The following is a 19,087-nucleotide window of genomic DNA, read 5'->3' on the forward strand; positions in this document are numbered from 1 at the left end:
TTACACCTCTTCACTTAACTCTTCATCATCTTCTTCTAATACTACTTCATCTATTATTTTATCAGTATATAATATACCATCTAAGTGATCTATTTCGTGACAAATAGCTCTTGCTAATAAACCATTTCCTTCTAGATGTTTCTCATTGCCTTCCACATCCATATATTTTATCCTAACCCACTCCGGCCTATCTACTGTACCTGAACGACCAGGTACAGACAAACATCCTTCTATATCAATAACTTGGCCTTTAACTTCAATTAATTCAGGATTTAATAATTTTATTGGTCCTTCTCCAACATCAATAACTACAGCCCTTCTAAGAATACCTATCTGTGGAGCTGCCAATCCTACACCTTCAGCTTCATTCATTGTATCTACCATATCATCTAAAAGGATCTTTATTCTCTCTGTGACTTCTGTTATAGCCTTTGACTTTTTTCTGAGAATAGGATCCCCAGATATTCTTATCTCTCGTAATGCCATTTATTTTCCTCCTATAATATAGAATTTGGATCAATATCAATACTAAATTTCACATCTTCAACATTTAATTTATACTCATTTAATATACATACCCTTTTCAGTATTGCTTTCAAACTTTCAATAAATTCTTTATTAGATTTTATTAGTATTTGCCATCTGAAATTGTTTTTAATTTTCTCTAATGGAGCAGGATATGGACCTATAATATAATTATCTAATTCCGATTTTTCAATCCATGTTGACTCATTTATAAGTAAATTATATACTTGTTTTGATACTATTTCCACCTTATTATTATTTTCTCCATATATTAACAAGCTGATTATATGAATAAAAGGTGGATATAGGAATTCTTTTCTTAGATTAACCTCAGTTTTATAGAATTCTTTGTAATTATGATCTTTTGAAAACTTTATACTATAATGTTCAGGATTATAAGTTTGAAGTATAACCTCACCACTATAATCGCCTCTTCCTGCCCTTCCTGCCACTTGTGTAACTAACTGGAAAGCACGTTCAGGAGATCTAAAATCGGGTAAGTTTAATGTAATATCTGCAGCTATAATACCAACTAATGTTACATTCTCAAAATCTAATCCCTTAGCTATCATCTGGGTACCAATTAAAATATCTATCTGACCATTCTTCATATCCATTAGCATATTCTCATAGCTACCTTTTTTTGTCGTTGTATCCATATCCATTCTAGCTACTCTTGCATCGGGAAACAACTCTTTTGTAAGAGATTCTACTTGTTCTGTCCCTACTCCAAAGTATTTAATATAATTACTTTTACAGACTGGACACATTGTAGGTGGGTTAATGGATAATCCACAATAATGACATCTTAATCTATTAATATTTCTATGATAGGTCATTGAAATGTCACAATTATCACATTTGACAACATAACCGCATTTTCTACAAGATACAAATGTAGAAAAACCTCTTCTATTTAGAAATAATATTATCTGTTTATTTATATTTAGATTTTCTTTTATTGAATTATAAAGTTCTTTGCTAAATATGGATTTATTTCCATTATTTAATTCATCCCTCATATCAACAACCTTAACTTCAGGCAAGAGGTAATTATTAACTCTTTCATCTAATTCTAATAAAACAATATCCCCATTCAGACTACTGTAATAAGATTCTAAAGATGGAGTAGCCGAACCTAGAACTAAATAAGCACCTTCAATATCACATCTCTTACCTCCAACCTCAATGGTATTATACTTAGGATTTTGAGATGATTTATATGTTGTTTCATGTTCTTCATCAATAATTATAAGCCCAAGATTTTGGCATGGAGCAAACACTGCTGATCTAGCCCCTACAACTATTTTAACCTTACCTTCCTTTATCCTCCTCCATTGATCAAATCTTTCTCCATAAGACAACTTGCTGTGTAATACAGCAACTAAATCCCCAAATCTTCCAACAAAACGATCAATAGTTTGCGGGGTTAGAGATATCTCTGGTACGAGAATAATCGAAGTTTTCCCCTTTTTTATCATTTCTTCAACAAGTTGTAAGTAAATCTCAGTCTTTCCACTTCCAGTGACACCATTAATTAAAAACTTGTTCTTGCTACTTTTTCCATTAAAAGCATCAACAATTTTATCAAATACTATTCTCTGTTTTGTAGATAATATATGTTTTTTGTAGTATTTTATTTCTTTGCTGATTGGATTTCTATTAACTTCCTTATTGTATATCTCTAATAAACCTTTTTTCTCAATGGATCTAATTGTAGAAAGTGAAGTATTCATTTTTTCTGAAAACTCCTTGAAAGAGATATCTTTTCTTTCATAAAGGAATTCTATAAGCTCTTTTTGTTTTATAGCTCTAGTCCCGATGATAGAATACATATCCTGTAGAGATAAATCTGCATTTAATATTTTAACCCACTTTTCATATTTTTTTTCTATAGTGGTTTTTATATCTAAGCTAGTTGTTATTACTCCTTTTTCTTCTAAGTTATTAAGTATTTCATTGATATTTGGAATACTTAGATTTCTCTTCAAATCCTCCAATAATACTTTGCCTCTCGTCTTCAAATAGTAAATTATTTTTGTTCCCTCATTACTTATATCATTAATAGAACTTTCATTACTAAGTTCTATAAAGGTATTTACTTCTTTGAAATCACCTGGTGGTAAAACTGTTTGAAAAGCATCAAGATAAGATGATAAATAGCTATCCCTCATCCATTTACTTAAATCAATCAATGATTTTGATACTAAAGGTTTATCATCCAATACATCCACGACATTTTTAAGCTTATACTTTTCATCACAAGTATCTAAAATATTTATTACAATACCTTTGATTAGCTTATTCCCCTTACCAAATGGTACAACTACTCTCATACCCTCTTTGACGGAATTTATTAGCTCACTTTCAAGAACATAAGTAAAGGGTTTGTCCACTTGTGATGCTTTGTTGTCTACTATTATCTGTGCATATTTTTTTTCCAAGTATATCATTCCTTTTATATGTGAAAATTAAAAGCTAGATAATATTATCTAGCTTTATTCTCTAATATATATAATACCTTATCCAATATGACTCTTGCAACTTCCTTTTTATCCATTATTGGATAAGGAGTAGACTTTCCTTCATCATCAATAATACTGATAATGTTTGTATCCACATTGAATCCTGCCCCTTCTTTAGTTACATCATTAGCCACAATAAAATCCAAATTCTTTTTTCTCAACTTTTCAATGGCATATTCGTGAATATTGTCTGTTTCAGCAGCAAAGCCTACCATTACTTGCTTATCTTTTTTCTCTCCAAAATACGCGGCTATATCAGGGTTTTTAATGTATTTTATAAGCAATTCATCCTTTTCATCAGCCTTTTTCTTTATCTTAACAGTACTAACTGTCTCCGGTCGATAATCAACTGGTGCGGCAGATTTAATCAATACATCACATGAATCAAAATGTTTAGATACAGCCTTTAACATATCTTCAGTAGTTTTTATATTAATTATCTTAGCTCCCTTAGGTGGTGTTAGTGATGTAGGTCCTGTAATTAAAATAACCTCGGCGCCTCTATCTACAGCCTCTTTAGCTATGCTATATCCCATTTTCCCACTGGAGTAATTAGTCATATATCTTACAGGATCCAATGGCTCTATAGTTGGACCTGCAGTAATAATTATTTTTTTATTAATTAAATCTTTCTGTATGTCATTGCTAATAAGATACTCAACAATGTCAATAGGCTCAGCCATCTTACCTTCACCATAATCACCACATGCAAGTAAGCCTACTCCTGGTTGGATAAATTCATATCCTAATTCTTTTAATTTATTTATATTTGATTTTACTATAGGATTGTTATACATAGCAGTATTCATTGCTGGAGCAAAAATAATCTTAGCAGTAGATGCCATTATTACAGTTGTCAATAAATTATCAGCTATACCATTAGCTATTTTGCCAATAGTATTTGCTGTTGCAGGTGCGACTAAAATAATATCAGCTTTCTGTGCTAAAGATATATGCTCAACATCATAACTAGTAATTTCATTAAACATTTTCTTATGAACAACATTTCCAGACATAGTTTGAAATGTCAAAGGAGTAACAAATTCCATTGCTCCTTCAGTCATTACCACCTCTACATTCGCATGTTGCTTTTTAAGTCTGCTTACTAAGTCAACTGCTTTATATACTGCAATTCCACCAGTAACTCCTAATACTATGGTTTTTCCTTTTAACATATTATCCCTCCTACTTAATACTGTTTATAGGTGGTCTGGTATAAGTTATCTTTCCTTCTATTACCTCTTCCAATGCAATACTAACTGGTTTTTTAGAGGATGTATTAACTAAAGGTACTGCTCCTTCAATAATTTGTCTAGCTCTTTTAGATGTAAGCATTACTAAGGTATATCTACTATCTCCTCTTTCAGCTAATTCAATAAAAGATGGATTTAACATATTATCTTCCTCCTTGAGAAATTACTTTATTTTTTATATCTGAATGCCTTTTCACTCTTAGCTTTTCAGCTCTAATAATAGTTTCTATATCTGATACAGCCTCTTCTATCTTATCATTCACCACAAAATAATCATATTTTCCAACAAAGTCAAGTTCCTTAAATGCATTTTCAAATCTTCTATTTATATCTTCTTCTGTTTCAGTACCTCTTTTTATTATTCTATTTTTTAATTCCTCCATGGTAGGTGGTAGTAGGAAAATAAAAACAGCTTCAGAATAATTATTCTTCACTTGTAGAGCTCCTTGTACATCGATTTCAAGTAATACAATTTCTCCTTTTTCTACCTCTTCACTTACAAATCCTCTAGGAGTACCATAGTAATTTGTATGAACATATGCATGTTCTAGAAATTCATCATTTTCAACCATGGATTCAAACTTATTCTTCTCAATAAAAAAGTAGTTTTCCCCTTCAACTTCTCCAATTCTTGGTTTTCTTGTTGTAGCAGATACAGAATAGAGAATGTCACTATTTCTATTTAACAATTCTTTACATACGGTTCCTTTTCCAGTCCCTGCTGGTCCAGAAATAATCAATAAAAAGCCTTTTGCCATTTTTTTCACCACCTTTTATATTAATCTGCATTTTCTTCCTTATCAGCGAATCTATGAGCTATTGTCTCTGGCTGTATAGGAATTAGAATTATATGTTGACTATCAGTAACAATAACAGCCCTCGTCCTTCTTCCATAGGTAGCATCTATTAAAAGTCCTTTTTCTCTTGCTTCCTGAATTAATCTTTTAATTGGAGCAGACTCTGGACTTACAACTGAAATTATTCTATTTGCAGAAACAATATTACCAAATCCTATATTAATTAATTTTATTGACATAATAGCCTCCTTATTTACTCAACATTTTGAACTTGCTCTCTAATTTTTTCAATTTCTGACTTTAACTCTACCACATTCTGTGAAATGACAATATCATTAGCTTTTGAACCAATGGTATTTACTTCCCTATTCATCTCTTGTATTAAGAAATCAAGTTTTCTTCCAACTGCATCTTTTTCTTTTAGGATCGATATAAACTGTTTAATATGACTCTTTAGCCTTACTATTTCTTCATTAATATTACTTTTATCAGCAAAAAATACAACTTCATAATTCAATTTATCTTCATCCAAACTCCCATTATTTTCTAAAAGTTCATTGATTCGTTCCTTGAGTTTATCTCTATATTCAAGGACTACTAAAGGAGATCTTTTTTCAATTTCAATCACTTTATCTTCGATTATACTTAACTTCGATACCATATCATTTTTTAATTCTTCACCCTCAACCGACTTCATACCAACTATATCCAATAGTGCAATATCTAATGCATTCTTCAAAGAATCCCAGATAATATCTTCATCTAATTCCTTTCTTTCAGTTTTTATAATTTCAGATAAACCTAAAATATTATTTAATCTAATATTATCTTCTATATTCAATTCTAAAGCCAGTTCTTCCAGAGCAGCTTTATACACTTTAGCTAATGGTATATCAACTTTAATCCCTATAGCTGAATCATTAATATACTCTAAATTAACATATACATCAACCTTACCTCTATTAATCTGAGTTTTAATTATTTTTTTAATACTTTCCTCCAAATAACCAATATGTCTAGGCATCTTAACTATAATGTCATTGTATCTATGATTAACAGCTCTTATTTCAACCTTAAAATTGTAAAGATTATTTCCAAACTCTCCTCTCCCAAATCCTGTCATACTCTTAACCATTTTACACATCTCCTTTAACTTCTACTATAGTCTTAATGTAGGATTATATATCTAAAACTAATATTAAGCTACTAATTATTAAATATTTTTAATATCTGTCTTCTGCCTATTTGTTGTTTATAATTTCATAATATAGTGGTATACTCATTTAGTAGCTTATTTTAATTGGAGGAATTAATATGTCATTTGATGGAATTGTAACAAAATCAGTAGTTCACGAATTGAAAGATTTAATATTGGGAGGACGAGTTGACAAGATATATCAACAGGAAAAAGATGAAATTTTAATATATGTCCATAATAAAGGCTTTAATTATAAATTAGTTATATCCGCTAGTAGTAATAATCCAAGAATATATATAACTCAATATACTAAAAAGAACCCTACTACTCCGCCAATGTTTTGTATGTTGTTAAGAAAACATATATTAGGAGGGATAATATTAAATATTGAACAATTTAATATGGATAGAGTGGTTTTTATTGATGTATCTGCTATAGATGAATTAGGTCAACCTACTGAAAAGAGATTAATCATAGAGATAATGGGCAAACACAGCAATATTATTTTAGCAGACAAATTTTCACTTAAAATTATAGATTCTGTAAAGAGAGTATATGAAGATATGAGTAGAGTAAGACAGATCTTACCTGGTATGTCCTACGAATATCCGCCAATACAGGGTAAAACAAATCCTTTATTAAGTACGAGAGAAGACTTCTACGCCCTAATAAAGGCATCAAATAACAACTTAGCAGTTTATAAGTTTTTTTACTTCAACTTTGTTGGCCTAAGCCCATTGATAAGTAGAGAAATCTGTTTTGATGCTGAGGTAGATATTGATCGAGTTTTAGGAAGCCTAGATGAGGATATAATAAATTGTTTATTTTTATCATTTAATAAATTTATAAATCTAATAAAAAATAATACTTTTACCCCTGTTACAATATTCTCTAATAATGATTCAGAAATATTGGCTTTCCATGCATTGGATATTAATCAATTTGGTTCACAAAATAAAACCTATTGCGATTCTATTTCGAAAATACTTGATAATTATTTTCGAAGTAAGGACACTCTTGATAGAATAGGTCAAAAATCACATTCAATAAAAAAATCTATTCAAGTAAAACTTGATAGAACCTTAAACAAATTAGGGAAGCAAAAAGAAGAACTTTTCCAATCTCAAGAAAGAGAAATTTATAAAGTATATGCAGATTTAATATCAGCTAATCTCCATAAAATTCCTAAAAGTGTTGATGAAATTAGTCTTGAAAACTTTTATGATGAAAATATGAGTTTACTAGTAGTTCCTTTAGATATTAAGCTAACTCCCGCAGCAAATGCACAAAAATACTATAAAAAATATTCAAAATTAAAGAATGCTCATTTACTATTGGAGGAACAGATACCAGATACCGAAAATGAAATATCTTATTTAGAGAATGTTCTTATGAGCATAGAAAATTCTACAGAAATAGAAGAACTAGATGAAATAAAAGAAGAGTTGATTAAAGAAGGATATATTAAAGGATCTATTAAGAAGAGAAAAAAGGAAGAGCTTATCTCTAAACCATATAATTATCTTTCTGTTGACGGTTTTAATATTTATGTGGGAAAAAATAATAAGCAAAATGATTACCTTACACTAAAATTATCCCACAAGGAAGACATTTGGATGCATGTACAAAATATGCCAGGTAGTCATGTAATAATAGAGAAAAGCGGAAAAAATATTCCTAATTCCACATTAGAGGAAGCAGCCATTCTGGCAGCTTACTATAGTAAAGGGAAAAATTCAAACCATGTCCCAATTGACTATACTGAAAGAAAAAATGTTAAGAAACCCAAAAATGCAAAATTAGGAATGGTAATATATGATAATTACAAAACCATATCTGTAAATCCATCTAAGGATTTAATTAATAAAATCAAAAAGGTAGAAATCTAATTTCTACCTTTTTAATGTATTATAACCACTTGATCTAAATCATCCGTTTCTTTAAACTGCACTTTTACATTTTCGTTTTTAGATGTAGGAACATTTTTGCCTACATAATCAGGGCGAATAGGAAGCTCTCTGTGACCTCTATCTATTAAGACAGCTAATTGCACTCTAGAGGGTCTTCCCTTGGCTACCAAGGCATTTAGTGCTGCTCTAACAGTCCTTCCAGTATATATAACATCATCCACAAGTATTACAATCTTATCTTTAATATTATAATTAAAGTCATTATTGATTATAGGTTGTTCAGATATTTCTGTAAGATCATCTCTATATAAAGTAATATCAAGAGATAGTACTGATATTGCATCACCTTCAATTTCTTCTATCTTCTTAGCTAATCTCTGAGCAAAAGGACAGCCTCTGGTTTTGATGCCTACTAGTACAATATCCTTGGTACCTTTATTCCTTTCTAGTATTTCATTTGCTATCCTTGTAATAGCTCTTTGAATAGCTTTCTCATCTAATATTACTGCCTTAATATCCATCTAAATCCCTACTTCCTTTTATTCTCTAAAACTTTAATAATATTGTTAAAATACTCAGGTAAATCAATTTCAAATTTCATGTATTCTCCATTTGAAGGATGATTAAAACCCAACCTAGTAGCATGTAACATTTGTTTATCTAAACCAAATTCATTCTTACATCTAGAGTATACAGGATCACCAACTACAGGGTGATTTATATGAGCCATATGTACTCTGATCTGGTGCGTTCGCCCTGTTTCCAATTTAACTTCTGCCAAAGTGTAATTATTATATCTGTTTAATACTTTATAATGAGTTATAGCATCTTTGCTATTTTTATTAGTTACAGTCATTTTCTTTCTATCATTTGCATGTCTGCCTATAGGAGCATTAATTATTCCTTCATCATTAGAAAGTACTCCATGAACTAAAGCTGTATATACTCTTTTAATTTTCCTAGCTTTTAAATCTTCTGATAAGATTCTATGTGCTTTATCATTTTTAGCAACTATTAACAATCCTGATGTATCTTTATCCAATCTATGTACTATACCAGGTCTGATAATGCCATTAATAGAAGATAAGCTATCAATATGAAATAATAATGCATTGACTAAAGTGCCAGTATAATTACCTGGAGCTGGATGAACAACCATATCTTGTGACTTATTAATTAAAACAACATCACTATCCTCATAAACAATTTCTAAGGGTAAATCCTCGGGAATTATTTCTAATTTCTTAGGCTCTGGTAATTGTACTCTTATAAAATCCCCTTCTTTAACGGAATAACTAGCTTTCATTATTTTATCATTTACATAAACTAAACCATCTTTTATCAACTTCTGTACATAGGACCTAGATACTTCATCTAATTCTTTTGCAATATAAGCATCTAGCCTTTCAGAATCATCTTCATCAACATATATTTGGATAGTATCCATTATTACCTCCTAAGCCTCATACTTATCGAATAAAATCAAAATTAAGATTATAATAGTGCCTACTACAACAGAAATATCTGCTATATTGAAAACAGGAAAATCATAAATATTAAACAATCTGAAACTTATAAAATCAACTACATACCCAAGTCTAACTCTATCTATAAAATTTCCTATTGCACCACCAAGTAACATACCTAATCCAATCCTCATGAAAAAATTTATACTATAATAGTTTTTTACTAAGAAGATTGAAATTCCGATTATAACTGCAAGTGTTATAATTACAAAAAAAATCTTTTTATTCTGTAAAATTCCAAAGGCAGCACCGTAATTTTCTACATAACTAAATTGAAAAAAGTTTGAGATTATAACATGTGGAGCAGATCCCATTAAATACTTAACAACAGCATACTTACTAATTTGGTCCAGTAAAATAATAAATACAGGTAAAATAAATATCAAAATTGTTTCCTCCTAGTTTCTAAGTATATACTCTATTTTATATTATAATTATATTAATATCAATAGTAGACAAGATTTAAAAACTTCTCTGGAAGTATTCCAGAGAAGTTTTTATGATAATGTTTCATTATAATATTCTTGAGATATCTTTTCAATTTCTTCAACTTCATCCCCATCATCTCCATCTTGTTCATCCATAACATTTAAATTATCTCCTGTGGAGAATGAAGGATCCCTTGTTACAACATTAAATGAAACTACATCCTGATATGCATCCTCTCTATCAAATTCAATCATCTCCTCATCAGTATCTGAAAAGGAACTACCTTGCTCTTCTTCAATAGGTATAAACCTGTCATTTGACGAAGTATCAACTACAGGAGTAAACTCTTTAGCACATTCTATACATGATGTTGAATATGGTATAAGATCAAGTCTATTATTATCAATTTCTTTATTGCAGATTTCACAAATTCCATAGCTACCATTTTTAATGTTTTCTAAAGCATTATCAATTTCTTGTATATTATTTTTTGATTTATTTTTAAATCCGTTGTCTTGTTCCATCATGAAAACTTCCGTTCCGATATCTGCTGGATGATTATCATATCCTGATATATCACTATAATATACATCCATGGAACCATATTCTTCCATATTATTCATATTATTTAAGGATTTTAGTAATTTCTTTTTCTCATCTATTAATCTTTTTCTATAATAATGAAGTTTATCTTTATCCATGATTACCTCCAATATAATTAGTCACAAATTTTTATCTTGACTAATAATATAACCAGTAGGATAATAATCATTCAATAAACTAGATAGTATAATATTACAATACTTGTAGAATTTTATTCTTATTTTAAAGTATTATATAAGTGACTAAATCTATGGAAATCAAGAGATTGAAAACCATCAGATAATGCATTATCTGGATCTGGATGTATTTCCACTATTATTCCATCTGCTTCCAATGCTTTTGCTGCTTTGGAAGCCGGAAGAATTAATTCTCTTCTTCCTGTACCATGGGAAGGATCAATAAATATTGGGTAATCTGTTTTTTCCTTTAGTATTGGAATACTCATTAAATCTAATGTATTTCTTGTATAATCTTCAAAAGTTCTAATGCCTCTTTCGCATAAAATTATTCTTTCATTACCTTCTGATCTTATATATTCAGCTGCCATAATCCATTCATTGATAGTTGCACTCATACCTCTTTTCAACATTACAGGTTTGTCTGTCTTTCCTACCTCTTTAAGCAATGAAAAATTTTGCATATTTCGTGAACCAATCTGAATAATATCAATATAATCATATGATTCTTCAATATCTCTTGGATCCATTATTTCTGAAATTACTTTAAGCTTGTACTTAGTTCTAATATCATTGAGAATTGTAAATCCTTTTATTCCTAATCCTTGAAATGATTTAGGACTCGTCCTAGGCTTAAATACACCACCTCTCAATATCTTAACTCCTAAGTTAGAAAGATAACTGCCTATATCATCCATTTGTTTAGCATCTTCAATCGCACATGGTCCAGCAATTATAGTGAACTCACCATTTCCAATAATTATATCTTTATCAATTTCTATACTTCTTGTCATTTAAATTCCTCCAACTACATTCATATAATTTATATAATATAATAAAATAAAGAAAAAAGAGGCTATTATGCCCCCAAATGGTCTATTTCTTCAACGCTATCATCAATAGATATTTGATTTTCTTTATTGAAAACTCTTCCATCTTTTATTGTTTCTTTAGGTTGATTCTTGATCTCATGTTCATCATAGAACTCTTCTAAGGAAATAAGTTGAGACCTGATAAAAGATTCATATCTAGTCTTGAATATGAAAATTTCTCTTTTCAAGTGATTATATTCCTCATTAATATTCTTTACTTCTTCACGAGCAGTATTAATTCGATCTTTAGCTTGCATTTCAGCATCTTCTATTATTAACTCTGCTTTCTTTCTAGCAGAGCTAGTCACATCATCTGCTGTACTCTGGGCTATAACCAAAGTACTCTTCAATGTTTCTTCCAAATTATTATACTGTCTAATCTGATCGGTCAAGATTCCAACTTTATCTTTTAACTCAATATTTTCTTTATATAGTTTCTCATAATTATCATTTATAGAATCTAAGTAAGAATCAACATCTTTAGTTTTATATCCTCTTACTATGGATTTTTTAAATTCTTTATTTTGTATATCTAATGGTGTAATCATTTATTTCACTCCATTTATATTAGTATTCTTATAGAAGTCCTTATTTTATCCTTCTTACTTAATCCTTCAATTGAATAAAGAATAGATCTACCATATCCTTTAATAGATATTGTATCTCCTGCTTCCAATTCTTTAGCAGGCTTATCTACTGGTTCCCAATTAACCTTTACATACCCAGATTTAATAATATTCATACTTTCTTGACGCGATAAATTATAAGTAGCACTAATATATACATCAAGCCTCAAAGATGACAATGTTTTATTTAGTTCTTTATAAGATGGTTCAACAGGGCTAAGAGATTCTAATGGCTCTTCTGTGATGAATATCTTCTTGTTTGCAACTTTCTCCAAATTGAATAGAATAAAATCCGATATATCTTTTTTAACTATGATGTCAGTATAATCCTTATGTACTAAAATATCCCCGATTTTTGATCTCTTTATACCTAAGTTAAGTATTGCTCCTAAAAAATCCTTATGTGATAGATTTTCTAAATCTCCAGTAATTCTCAATACGGTTATATTTAAATCTATATTGTCAGTATAATTATTACATATAATTATAATTTGCCTCTCTGATTCAGGATTTCCACCCTTTTCAAAATATTTAATATCTGGGAACCTGTTTAATATTGATTTAGCTAATAATCTTTCATATGGATCAAGAAAATCTGTAGTTTCCGTATAATGATTATTTAGTACTAACTCAATCTTATCAATTATTCTTCTCATATCTATTATTTTGTTATAATCTTTTATATGAGATACATATTTTTCTTTATTAATCTTCATATGGATACCTTCTACAAAAGAATTCTCGCGAATATTTCATTAGCAAATCTAAGAAACAAAATAGCTAACATTGGTGAAAAATCAATCATTCCTGTGTTAATCTTAAGTTTAGCAAGTAATGCTTGTGCAGGGACTAGTACTGGCTCTGTCATTTGGTAAACAAAACTAGTAAATATTGTACTCCTACGAATATTTAAAAACGAAAACACAATTCTTACTACAATTAATATTTCAATTAAATTAATCAGTATAGATATTGATTTATATAAAAGTGTCATTTATATAACCTACTCCTTTTCTACCATGAGAATATCCCTTTATTTTTTAACTCGTCTTTTAAGCCATCTATCTCAACATTGCTAGGAGCAAAAATAAATATATCCTTAGTTACTTTTTGAATATTACCTTCCATAGCATATAGCCCACCATTTATAAAATCAAATATTTGCTTCTTAATGCCATTGTCCAATTGCTCCAAATTAACAATAACAGTTTTTCTAGACTTTAAATCATCAATTATACTAGGGGCTTCATCGTAACTAAGTGGTTCGTGAACAACTATTTTCATATTACTATTAGTATGGATGTTTACAACTTTATTATTAATTTTTTTCATTTTTGTTGGTACAGCTGTTTCATAATCATCATCATCATACTCTTCAAACTCTTCAGTTCTCTCTTCTTCATCTGAATCCTGTACTCCTATAAAATACTTGATCTTATCCATAAAATTACTCATTTTATCCCTCCTAATAATTTCTACTTCCAAAAATTGCAGATCCGACTCTAATCATATTAGAACCTTCTTCAATAGCTATTTTGTAGTCATTCGTCATACCCATAGACAAATAATCCATTGTTAAATTATTATAATTTCTATTACTAATATCTTCTTTAAGCTTAAACATAGTCCTGAAAACTGTTCTAAGAAATTTCTCATCACTTGTATTTGGTGCTATAGTCATTAAACCTCTTACTCTAATATTTTCTAGATTAAGAACTTCCTCAATAAAGTATAATACATCTTCTACTTTAAGTCCAAATTTAGTTTCCTCTTCTGCTACATTAACTTGTACAAGGACTTCAGTAACTATTTCATTCATTTTTGATCTTTTATCCAATTCTTTTCCTAGAGATATTCTGTCTAGTGAGTGTACTAGCTTTGTTTTTCCAATGATATTTCTAACTTTATTGGTTTGCAGATGTCCTATCATATGATAATTTACCTTACTACCGATTATATCATATTTTGTTACCAATTCCTGTACTTTATTTTCAGCAATATCCAATATACCTGATTGAATTGCTTCATTTATTCTATTAATATCTACAGTCTTTGTAACACCAATTAATTTGACTTCATCATTTTCTCTTCCAGATCTTTTTAAAGAATCATATATATTTTCTTTTATTACATTTATATTATTTTCAATTGATATTTTTCTCTCCTCCAAACTTAATTAGTTATTTGTCCTTCTTTAATATTTATTGTATTAGTAAAGATTTCATCAAATAGTGTAATAGTTTGTACTGATTTTTCTGTACCTTCTAATAATATATTTGCATTATTATCTCCTAAATCTACATAAGTATTATTACCTTCTTCACCAAGGATTTTTACAGGTCTAAACTTCACTATACCACTTTTATCTTTTATATATACCCCTCTTATTGAATCTTTATCTATTATAGCTTTAGTTGGTATTTTTAAGCCATCCACTTTGTATTTAATTATTTCTATTTCTGGAAACCTAGTATTATAATAATCATGTAATTTATCAGTAAACTTTATTACCATAACTGCCTTACTGTCGGAAGTGTTTATAGCTACGATTTTTCCCTTTATTTCCTGCTTGTCCCCTTTTCTACTAACCCTTACAGTATTATTGAGAGAAAAATCTTTTATTTCTTCTATGTCTTCTACTCTAACGGCAATATACCATTGGAAATTATCTATAATCTTATAAATGGAATCCCCTACAGAAATATTAGTACTTAAATATTTTTTATCTGTTTTTTTAAACTCTCTTAATTTATCGTAGGAATAATTTTCAAAATCTTTAGGCAAAAATATGTTTTCAAATCCATCTACATTATAAGATATTATTCCTCCAGCACTAGTATAATACCTTATATGGTTGCTACTTATTTCTTCCTTTAGTTTGTCTCTCTTGTCTTCCAACCCTCCAAGACTTTTGCCTAATAGTGTATCAGAAAAAGAAATGTCCTTAACTTTGTCTTCATATAGAGCTAATTGCTCTTTCAATAAATAAATCTCTTCATATTTACCCGAGGAAATCATCTCTTGTAGTTGTGTTATTAAGTTCGTTTTCAAATCCTCAACCTTTGTTGTCTCATTTATCAGCAATTTAGTTTCTGATTCTGATTTCTTTAAAGCTAATATGGATTCTTCAACTTGTACTAATTCCTGTTTTAAAGATGAAGTATCATTAAGAGAATTGATATTAGCCACTTCAATGCCTGCAGCTACCCTTTCCCCTTCATTCACTAAATATTCTATACTTCCATTACTCGTAGATTTAATTACAACTTCATTCATAATGATATAGCCCTGGGCAGTAATTTTTTTGATTAAAGTTTCTTTTTCAGGCAAAACAGTCTTTGCATTATTCGCCAATAAGGAGGGAACAGACCGAAAAATCAAACAAATAAAAACAAAGGATACTATTATTGCTTGATATATTTTTCTTTTTTTTCTATTCTTCTCTCTTTTAGAATACGACATATAGTTCACCCTTTATAATTATATCTTTTCTATTAGTTAAAAAATTTTCCATATTTACTTTTAATCTTAAATTTTAATATATTATCAATCTCAAAAAACTTAATCTCATCTCTATGTGTAACCATCATTATTGATTTCTCACGCTTTTTCGCACCTATAACTATGCCATTGTATTTTTCTTTAGCCTTTGTAATAACTTTAACTTCATCTCCAGCTTTTACTCTTAGTCCATTTAACATAAACTCTTTCATATCTGCTTCATTTAAATGTTCTTGAGTAACAACCTTTTTATCTATAAATACTATATTATTTTTTAAATATATCTTTTCTTTTAGTATTACAAATAAATACCCAAAAATACTAGCTATAAATAACATAATCAAAATAGTTTGTATAAACTCTAGCAATTTTGCACCTCCAAGTAACTGTTCTATGTATTAGTATATCATAACCGGATAATGATTTAAATAACTTTGCTATATAAAATTATAATTACCAATTATTCATATTAAATAATTCAGACAATGTAAAAAAAGGTAGAAAATCTTCTACCTTTTTTGCTATATAATTATGCAAATTAAACCACCACTACCATCATTTATTATTCTTTCAAGAGCTCTTCTAATTTTTTGTCGAGCATCTTCAGGCATTGTACTAAGTTTACCTTGAAGTTGTTCATTAACTAAATCATACAATGATTTCCCAAATAAATTGGATTGCCAGATTTTTGATGGTTCACCTTCAAATTCCTCTAATAAGTACTGTATTAACTCCTCAGACTGTTTTTCCGTACCTATAAGTGGAGAAACTTCTGTTGCTATATCAGCCCTTAGTACATGTAGAGATGGAGCTTTTGCTTTAAGCTTTATGCCAAAGCGATTACCTTGACGATAGATTTCAGGTTCAGCTAGTTCCAACTCATCTATACTAGGGCTTACTAAACCATATCCTATTTCTCTAGCTTCGATTAGTGCTTTTTCAATTTTATCATAAGATTTCTTTGTCTCAGCTAGCCTGGATATAAGACCAAGCAATTGATAATCTCCATCAATGGAATATCCGGTCATATCTTTTAAGACACTATAAAACAATCCATCATCAATTAATATTTCTGAATGTACAATTCCTTCTCCCAATTTTATTTCAACAATATTTACATTTTTTACAATATCTAATTCCTTTAAAGGGTTGAGGAAATGAGAGACTTCATTTAGTTTTTGTAGACCTTCAATAGTTTCTTTTAAAGAATTTAAAATACTGTTTTTTATCCAGTGTTTTTTTGGTAACCCTTCAATCCATTTTGGCAAATTGATTGTAACCTCTTTTACTGGGAATTCAAATAATAATTTTTCAAATAATCTTTCAATATCATCTATTCCCATATTTAAGCAATCTAAAGCAACTACAGAAACTCCATACTTACTTTGCAAGCTTTCTCTTAATGCAATTGTACTATCCAAATTTGGATGTTTGGAATTAAGTATTATAACAAAAGGTTTATCTAATTCTTTTAATTCTGATATTACTCTTTCTTCTGCTTTAATATAATTTGATCTGTCTATATCAGTAATTGAGCCGTCTGTTGTCACGACTAAACCAATTGTAGAGTGATCAGTTATGACCTTTCTAGTACCTATTTCTGCAGCTTCTTCAAAAGGTATTTCTTTCTCATACCACGGAGTAGTTACCATTCTAGGTATGAAGTTCTCCTCATGACCTAATGCTCCACTAACTAAGTAACCTACACAATCCACCATTCTAACCTTGAAGCTTATATTCTCATTTAAAACTAATTCTATAGCTTCATTCGGAACAAATTTTGGTTCTGTAGTCATAATGGTTTTTCCTGAACCACTTAAAGGTAGTTCATCCTTAGCTCTTTCTTTCTTATGCTTATTATCGATATTAGGCAAAACAAGTAATTCCATGAATCTTTTTATAAATGTGGATTTACCCGTTCTTACTGGTCCGACAACACCTGCATAAATATCTCCATCTGTTCGTTCAGCGATATCTTTGTATATATCAAATACCTCCACACCATTCCCCCCTTATGATTAAAATTATTTAAATACAATACTTAACATTATATATATACGTGAAGTACTAAAAAATATTACAAGCTAATAAAAAAAACCTGCTAAAAATAGCAGGTTACCAGAAATTATTTTTTTCTAACACAATGTCTTCCATTTCATGCTTCCTATCTCTAACCATCAAATTATAAACAGAATCTTTTACGTCCTTATCCTCATATAGTACACCGTAAATTTCTTCAGTAATTGGCATAGTTATATTATGTTTTTTAGCCAGCATAAAAGTAGACTTAGTTGTCTTAATACCCTCTACAATCATGCCAATCTCTTTGATAGCATCATCAATCTTTGCTCCCTGGCCAATTAGTATTCCTGCCCTTCTATTTCTACTATGCATACTAGTACATGTTGCTATTAAGTCACCTATACCAGAAAGTCCAGAAAATGTATTTGCTGATGCACCCATTTTTTCGCCTAATCTTGACATTTCAAAAATTCCTCTAGTCATTAATGCAGCTTTAGTGTTATCACCACAGCCTAATCCATCAGATATACCTGCTCCTAATGCAATAACATTCTTTAAGGAACCGCCTAGTTCTACACCTATAACATCTGGATTTGTATATACTCTAAAACCAGGAGTAATAAATAAATCCTGTACATATTCAGCAATCTTTTTATGCTTTGATGCAGAAACAACAGTGGTAGGCATATTAATTGCAACTTCCTCTGCGTGAGATGGTCCAGAAAGAACTACATACTTACTATCAGGCAGAATTTCCTCAACTATTTCTGATATCCTTAGTAACGAATCATTTTCAATCCCTTTTGAAACATTTACAATTATTTGATCGGACTTTATATAAGGCTTACAGCTATTTAACACATCCCTGATACCATGAGTCCCAACTGATAAAACTATCATGTCTTTTTTATAATTTACCTCTTCTAAATCGTTGGTCAATTTAAGATTATTTGGCAAAGTTACATTTGGGAGATATTTTTTATTCACTCTAGAGTCTTTCATTTCGTCAATTTGCTTTTGATCCCTAAGCCACATGCTTACATCATAGCCCTTGTTAGCTAACAAAATGGCTAAAGCAGTTCCCCAACTTCCTCCACCTAATACTCCTATTCTTTCAGTCATTA

The 19,087-nt window shown here is 29.6% G+C and carries 22 protein-coding genes; 1 reads left to right on the plus strand and 21 read right to left on the minus strand.

Annotated elements, in window-relative coordinates; all coding sequences use genetic code 11:
- From def to RIN63_RS07290, 7 genes are read right to left on the minus strand one after another with little or no spacing between them, the layout of a single operon-like run.
- Positions 1–486 (minus strand): peptide deformylase, encoded by a 486-nt coding sequence (gene def, locus RIN63_RS07260; protein ID WP_310444042.1) that lies wholly within the window; start codon positions 484–486, stop codon positions 1–3.
- A gap of 11 nt (positions 487–497) precedes the next feature.
- Complete coding sequence (gene priA / locus RIN63_RS07265) at positions 498–2,969, minus strand: primosomal protein N' (protein ID WP_310444043.1); 2,472 nt, start codon at positions 2,967–2,969, stop codon at positions 498–500.
- A gap of 44 nt (positions 2,970–3,013) precedes the next feature.
- Positions 3,014–4,225: a bifunctional phosphopantothenoylcysteine decarboxylase/phosphopantothenate--cysteine ligase CoaBC gene (coaBC, locus tag RIN63_RS07270; RefSeq protein WP_310444044.1), complete on the minus strand. Its 1,212-nt coding sequence runs from the start codon at positions 4,223–4,225 to the stop codon at positions 3,014–3,016.
- Between the two features lie 10 nt (positions 4,226–4,235).
- Complete coding sequence (gene rpoZ / locus RIN63_RS07275; RefSeq protein ID WP_310444045.1) at positions 4,236–4,445, minus strand: DNA-directed RNA polymerase subunit omega; 210 nt, start codon at positions 4,443–4,445, stop codon at positions 4,236–4,238.
- A gap of 1 nt (position 4,446) precedes the next feature.
- Positions 4,447–5,061 carry a guanylate kinase gene (gene gmk, locus RIN63_RS07280; protein ID WP_310444046.1) on the minus strand — a complete coding sequence of 205 codons (615 nt, stop codon included), beginning with the start codon at positions 5,059–5,061 and terminating at the stop codon, positions 4,447–4,449.
- Between the two features lie 20 nt (positions 5,062–5,081).
- Positions 5,082–5,339, minus strand: coding sequence for an extracellular matrix/biofilm regulator RemA (gene remA, locus RIN63_RS07285; protein WP_310444047.1), 258 nt, complete (start codon positions 5,337–5,339; stop codon positions 5,082–5,084).
- A 14-nt stretch (positions 5,340–5,353) separates the two neighbouring features.
- A complete protein-coding gene (locus tag RIN63_RS07290; protein ID WP_310444048.1) occupies positions 5,354–6,235 on the minus strand; it encodes a YicC/YloC family endoribonuclease in 882 nt (293 codons plus the stop codon).
- Between the two features lie 179 nt (positions 6,236–6,414).
- On the opposite strand from RIN63_RS07290, the gene RIN63_RS07295 reads away from it, so the two are divergent.
- Complete coding sequence (locus tag RIN63_RS07295; protein WP_310444049.1) at positions 6,415–8,187, plus strand: NFACT RNA binding domain-containing protein; 1,773 nt, start codon at positions 6,415–6,417, stop codon at positions 8,185–8,187.
- Positions 8,188–8,198: 11 nt separating this feature from the next.
- Here the strand turns inward: RIN63_RS07295 and pyrR are convergent, their stop codons facing one another.
- From pyrR to RIN63_RS07365, 14 genes are all read right to left on the minus strand, one after another.
- Positions 8,199–8,729 carry a bifunctional pyr operon transcriptional regulator/uracil phosphoribosyltransferase PyrR gene (gene pyrR, locus RIN63_RS07300; protein WP_310444050.1) on the minus strand — a complete coding sequence of 177 codons (531 nt, stop codon included), beginning with the start codon at positions 8,727–8,729 and terminating at the stop codon, positions 8,199–8,201.
- An 8-nt stretch (positions 8,730–8,737) separates the two neighbouring features.
- Positions 8,738–9,655 (minus strand): RluA family pseudouridine synthase, encoded by a 918-nt coding sequence (locus RIN63_RS07305; RefSeq protein ID WP_310444051.1) that lies wholly within the window; start codon positions 9,653–9,655, stop codon positions 8,738–8,740.
- 9 nt (positions 9,656–9,664) lie between these two features.
- Positions 9,665–10,120, minus strand: coding sequence for a signal peptidase II (lspA, locus tag RIN63_RS07310; RefSeq protein WP_310444052.1), 456 nt, complete (start codon positions 10,118–10,120; stop codon positions 9,665–9,667).
- Positions 10,121–10,231: 111 nt separating this feature from the next.
- A complete protein-coding gene (locus RIN63_RS07315) occupies positions 10,232–10,864 on the minus strand; it encodes a TraR/DksA C4-type zinc finger protein (RefSeq protein WP_310444053.1) in 633 nt (210 codons plus the stop codon).
- A gap of 119 nt (positions 10,865–10,983) precedes the next feature.
- On the minus strand, positions 10,984–11,736 hold the full coding sequence (locus RIN63_RS07320; RefSeq protein WP_310444054.1) for a bifunctional 3-deoxy-7-phosphoheptulonate synthase/chorismate mutase: 753 nt from the start codon (positions 11,734–11,736) through the stop codon (positions 10,984–10,986).
- A 65-nt stretch (positions 11,737–11,801) separates the two neighbouring features.
- Entirely contained in the window at positions 11,802–12,362 is a 561-nt protein-coding gene (locus tag RIN63_RS07325) for a DivIVA domain-containing protein (RefSeq protein WP_310444055.1), read from the minus strand.
- A gap of 14 nt (positions 12,363–12,376) precedes the next feature.
- Positions 12,377–13,156 (minus strand): YlmH/Sll1252 family protein, encoded by a 780-nt coding sequence (locus RIN63_RS07330; protein WP_310444056.1) that lies wholly within the window; start codon positions 13,154–13,156, stop codon positions 12,377–12,379.
- A gap of 11 nt (positions 13,157–13,167) precedes the next feature.
- A complete protein-coding gene (locus RIN63_RS07335; RefSeq protein WP_310444057.1) occupies positions 13,168–13,434 on the minus strand; it encodes a YggT family protein in 267 nt (88 codons plus the stop codon).
- A 20-nt stretch (positions 13,435–13,454) separates the two neighbouring features.
- Entirely contained in the window at positions 13,455–13,895 is a 441-nt protein-coding gene (locus RIN63_RS07340) for a cell division protein SepF (protein ID WP_310444058.1), read from the minus strand.
- Between the two features lie 10 nt (positions 13,896–13,905).
- Positions 13,906–14,610 carry a YggS family pyridoxal phosphate-dependent enzyme gene (locus RIN63_RS07345; protein ID WP_310444059.1) on the minus strand — a complete coding sequence of 235 codons (705 nt, stop codon included), beginning with the start codon at positions 14,608–14,610 and terminating at the stop codon, positions 13,906–13,908.
- Between the two features lie 2 nt (positions 14,611–14,612).
- Positions 14,613–15,902: an HlyD family efflux transporter periplasmic adaptor subunit gene (locus tag RIN63_RS07350; protein WP_310444060.1), complete on the minus strand. Its 1,290-nt coding sequence runs from the start codon at positions 15,900–15,902 to the stop codon at positions 14,613–14,615.
- A 32-nt stretch (positions 15,903–15,934) separates the two neighbouring features.
- Positions 15,935–16,309: a hypothetical protein gene (locus RIN63_RS07355; protein ID WP_310444061.1), complete on the minus strand. Its 375-nt coding sequence runs from the start codon at positions 16,307–16,309 to the stop codon at positions 15,935–15,937.
- A 153-nt stretch (positions 16,310–16,462) separates the two neighbouring features.
- Positions 16,463–17,941, minus strand: coding sequence for a stage IV sporulation protein A (gene spoIVA, locus RIN63_RS07360; protein WP_310444062.1), 1,479 nt, complete (start codon positions 17,939–17,941; stop codon positions 16,463–16,465).
- Positions 17,942–18,056: 115 nt separating this feature from the next.
- Complete coding sequence (locus tag RIN63_RS07365) at positions 18,057–19,085, minus strand: NAD(P)H-dependent glycerol-3-phosphate dehydrogenase (protein WP_310444063.1); 1,029 nt, start codon at positions 19,083–19,085, stop codon at positions 18,057–18,059.
- Positions 19,086–19,087 lie beyond the last annotated feature (2 nt).

Origin of the sequence: Tissierella sp. (genome assembly GCF_031460495.1) — a bacterium.
Taxonomy (GTDB): Bacteria; Bacillota; Clostridia; order Tissierellales; family Tissierellaceae; genus JAVKTS01.

Bases quoted from the DNA above. Each gene is read 5' to 3' on its own strand.
- RIN63_RS07295 (WP_310444049.1), top strand. From the start codon at position 6,415: ATGTCATTTGATGGAATTGTAACAAAATCAGTAGTTCACGAATTGAAA.
- remA (WP_310444047.1), bottom strand. From the start codon at position 5,339: ATGTCAATAAAATTAATTAATATAGGATTTGGTAATATTGTTTCTGCA.
- RIN63_RS07320 (WP_310444054.1), bottom strand. From the start codon at position 11,736: ATGACAAGAAGTATAGAAATTGATAAAGATATAATTATTGGAAATGGT.
- def (WP_310444042.1), bottom strand. From the start codon at position 486: ATGGCATTACGAGAGATAAGAATATCTGGGGATCCTATTCTCAGAAAA.
- RIN63_RS07325 (WP_310444055.1), bottom strand. From the start codon at position 12,362: ATGATTACACCATTAGATATACAAAATAAAGAATTTAAAAAATCCATA.
- coaBC (WP_310444044.1), bottom strand. From the start codon at position 4,225: ATGTTAAAAGGAAAAACCATAGTATTAGGAGTTACTGGTGGAATTGCA.
- RIN63_RS07365 (WP_310444063.1), bottom strand. From the start codon at position 19,085: ATGACTGAAAGAATAGGAGTATTAGGTGGAGGAAGTTGGGGAACTGCT.
- RIN63_RS07290 (WP_310444048.1), bottom strand. From the start codon at position 6,235: ATGGTTAAGAGTATGACAGGATTTGGGAGAGGAGAGTTTGGAAATAAT.
- RIN63_RS07330 (WP_310444056.1), bottom strand. From the start codon at position 13,156: ATGAAGATTAATAAAGAAAAATATGTATCTCATATAAAAGATTATAAC.
- pyrR (WP_310444050.1), bottom strand. From the start codon at position 8,729: ATGGATATTAAGGCAGTAATATTAGATGAGAAAGCTATTCAAAGAGCT.
- RIN63_RS07340 (WP_310444058.1), bottom strand. From the start codon at position 13,895: ATGAGTAATTTTATGGATAAGATCAAGTATTTTATAGGAGTACAGGAT.
- RIN63_RS07335 (WP_310444057.1), bottom strand. From the start codon at position 13,434: ATGACACTTTTATATAAATCAATATCTATACTGATTAATTTAATTGAA.
- gmk (WP_310444046.1), bottom strand. From the start codon at position 5,061: ATGGCAAAAGGCTTTTTATTGATTATTTCTGGACCAGCAGGGACTGGA.
- RIN63_RS07350 (WP_310444060.1), bottom strand. From the start codon at position 15,902: ATGTCGTATTCTAAAAGAGAGAAGAATAGAAAAAAAAGAAAAATATAT.
- RIN63_RS07305 (WP_310444051.1), bottom strand. From the start codon at position 9,655: ATGGATACTATCCAAATATATGTTGATGAAGATGATTCTGAAAGGCTA.
- RIN63_RS07315 (WP_310444053.1), bottom strand. From the start codon at position 10,864: ATGGATAAAGATAAACTTCATTATTATAGAAAAAGATTAATAGATGAG.
- rpoZ (WP_310444045.1), bottom strand. From the start codon at position 4,445: ATGTTAAATCCATCTTTTATTGAATTAGCTGAAAGAGGAGATAGTAGA.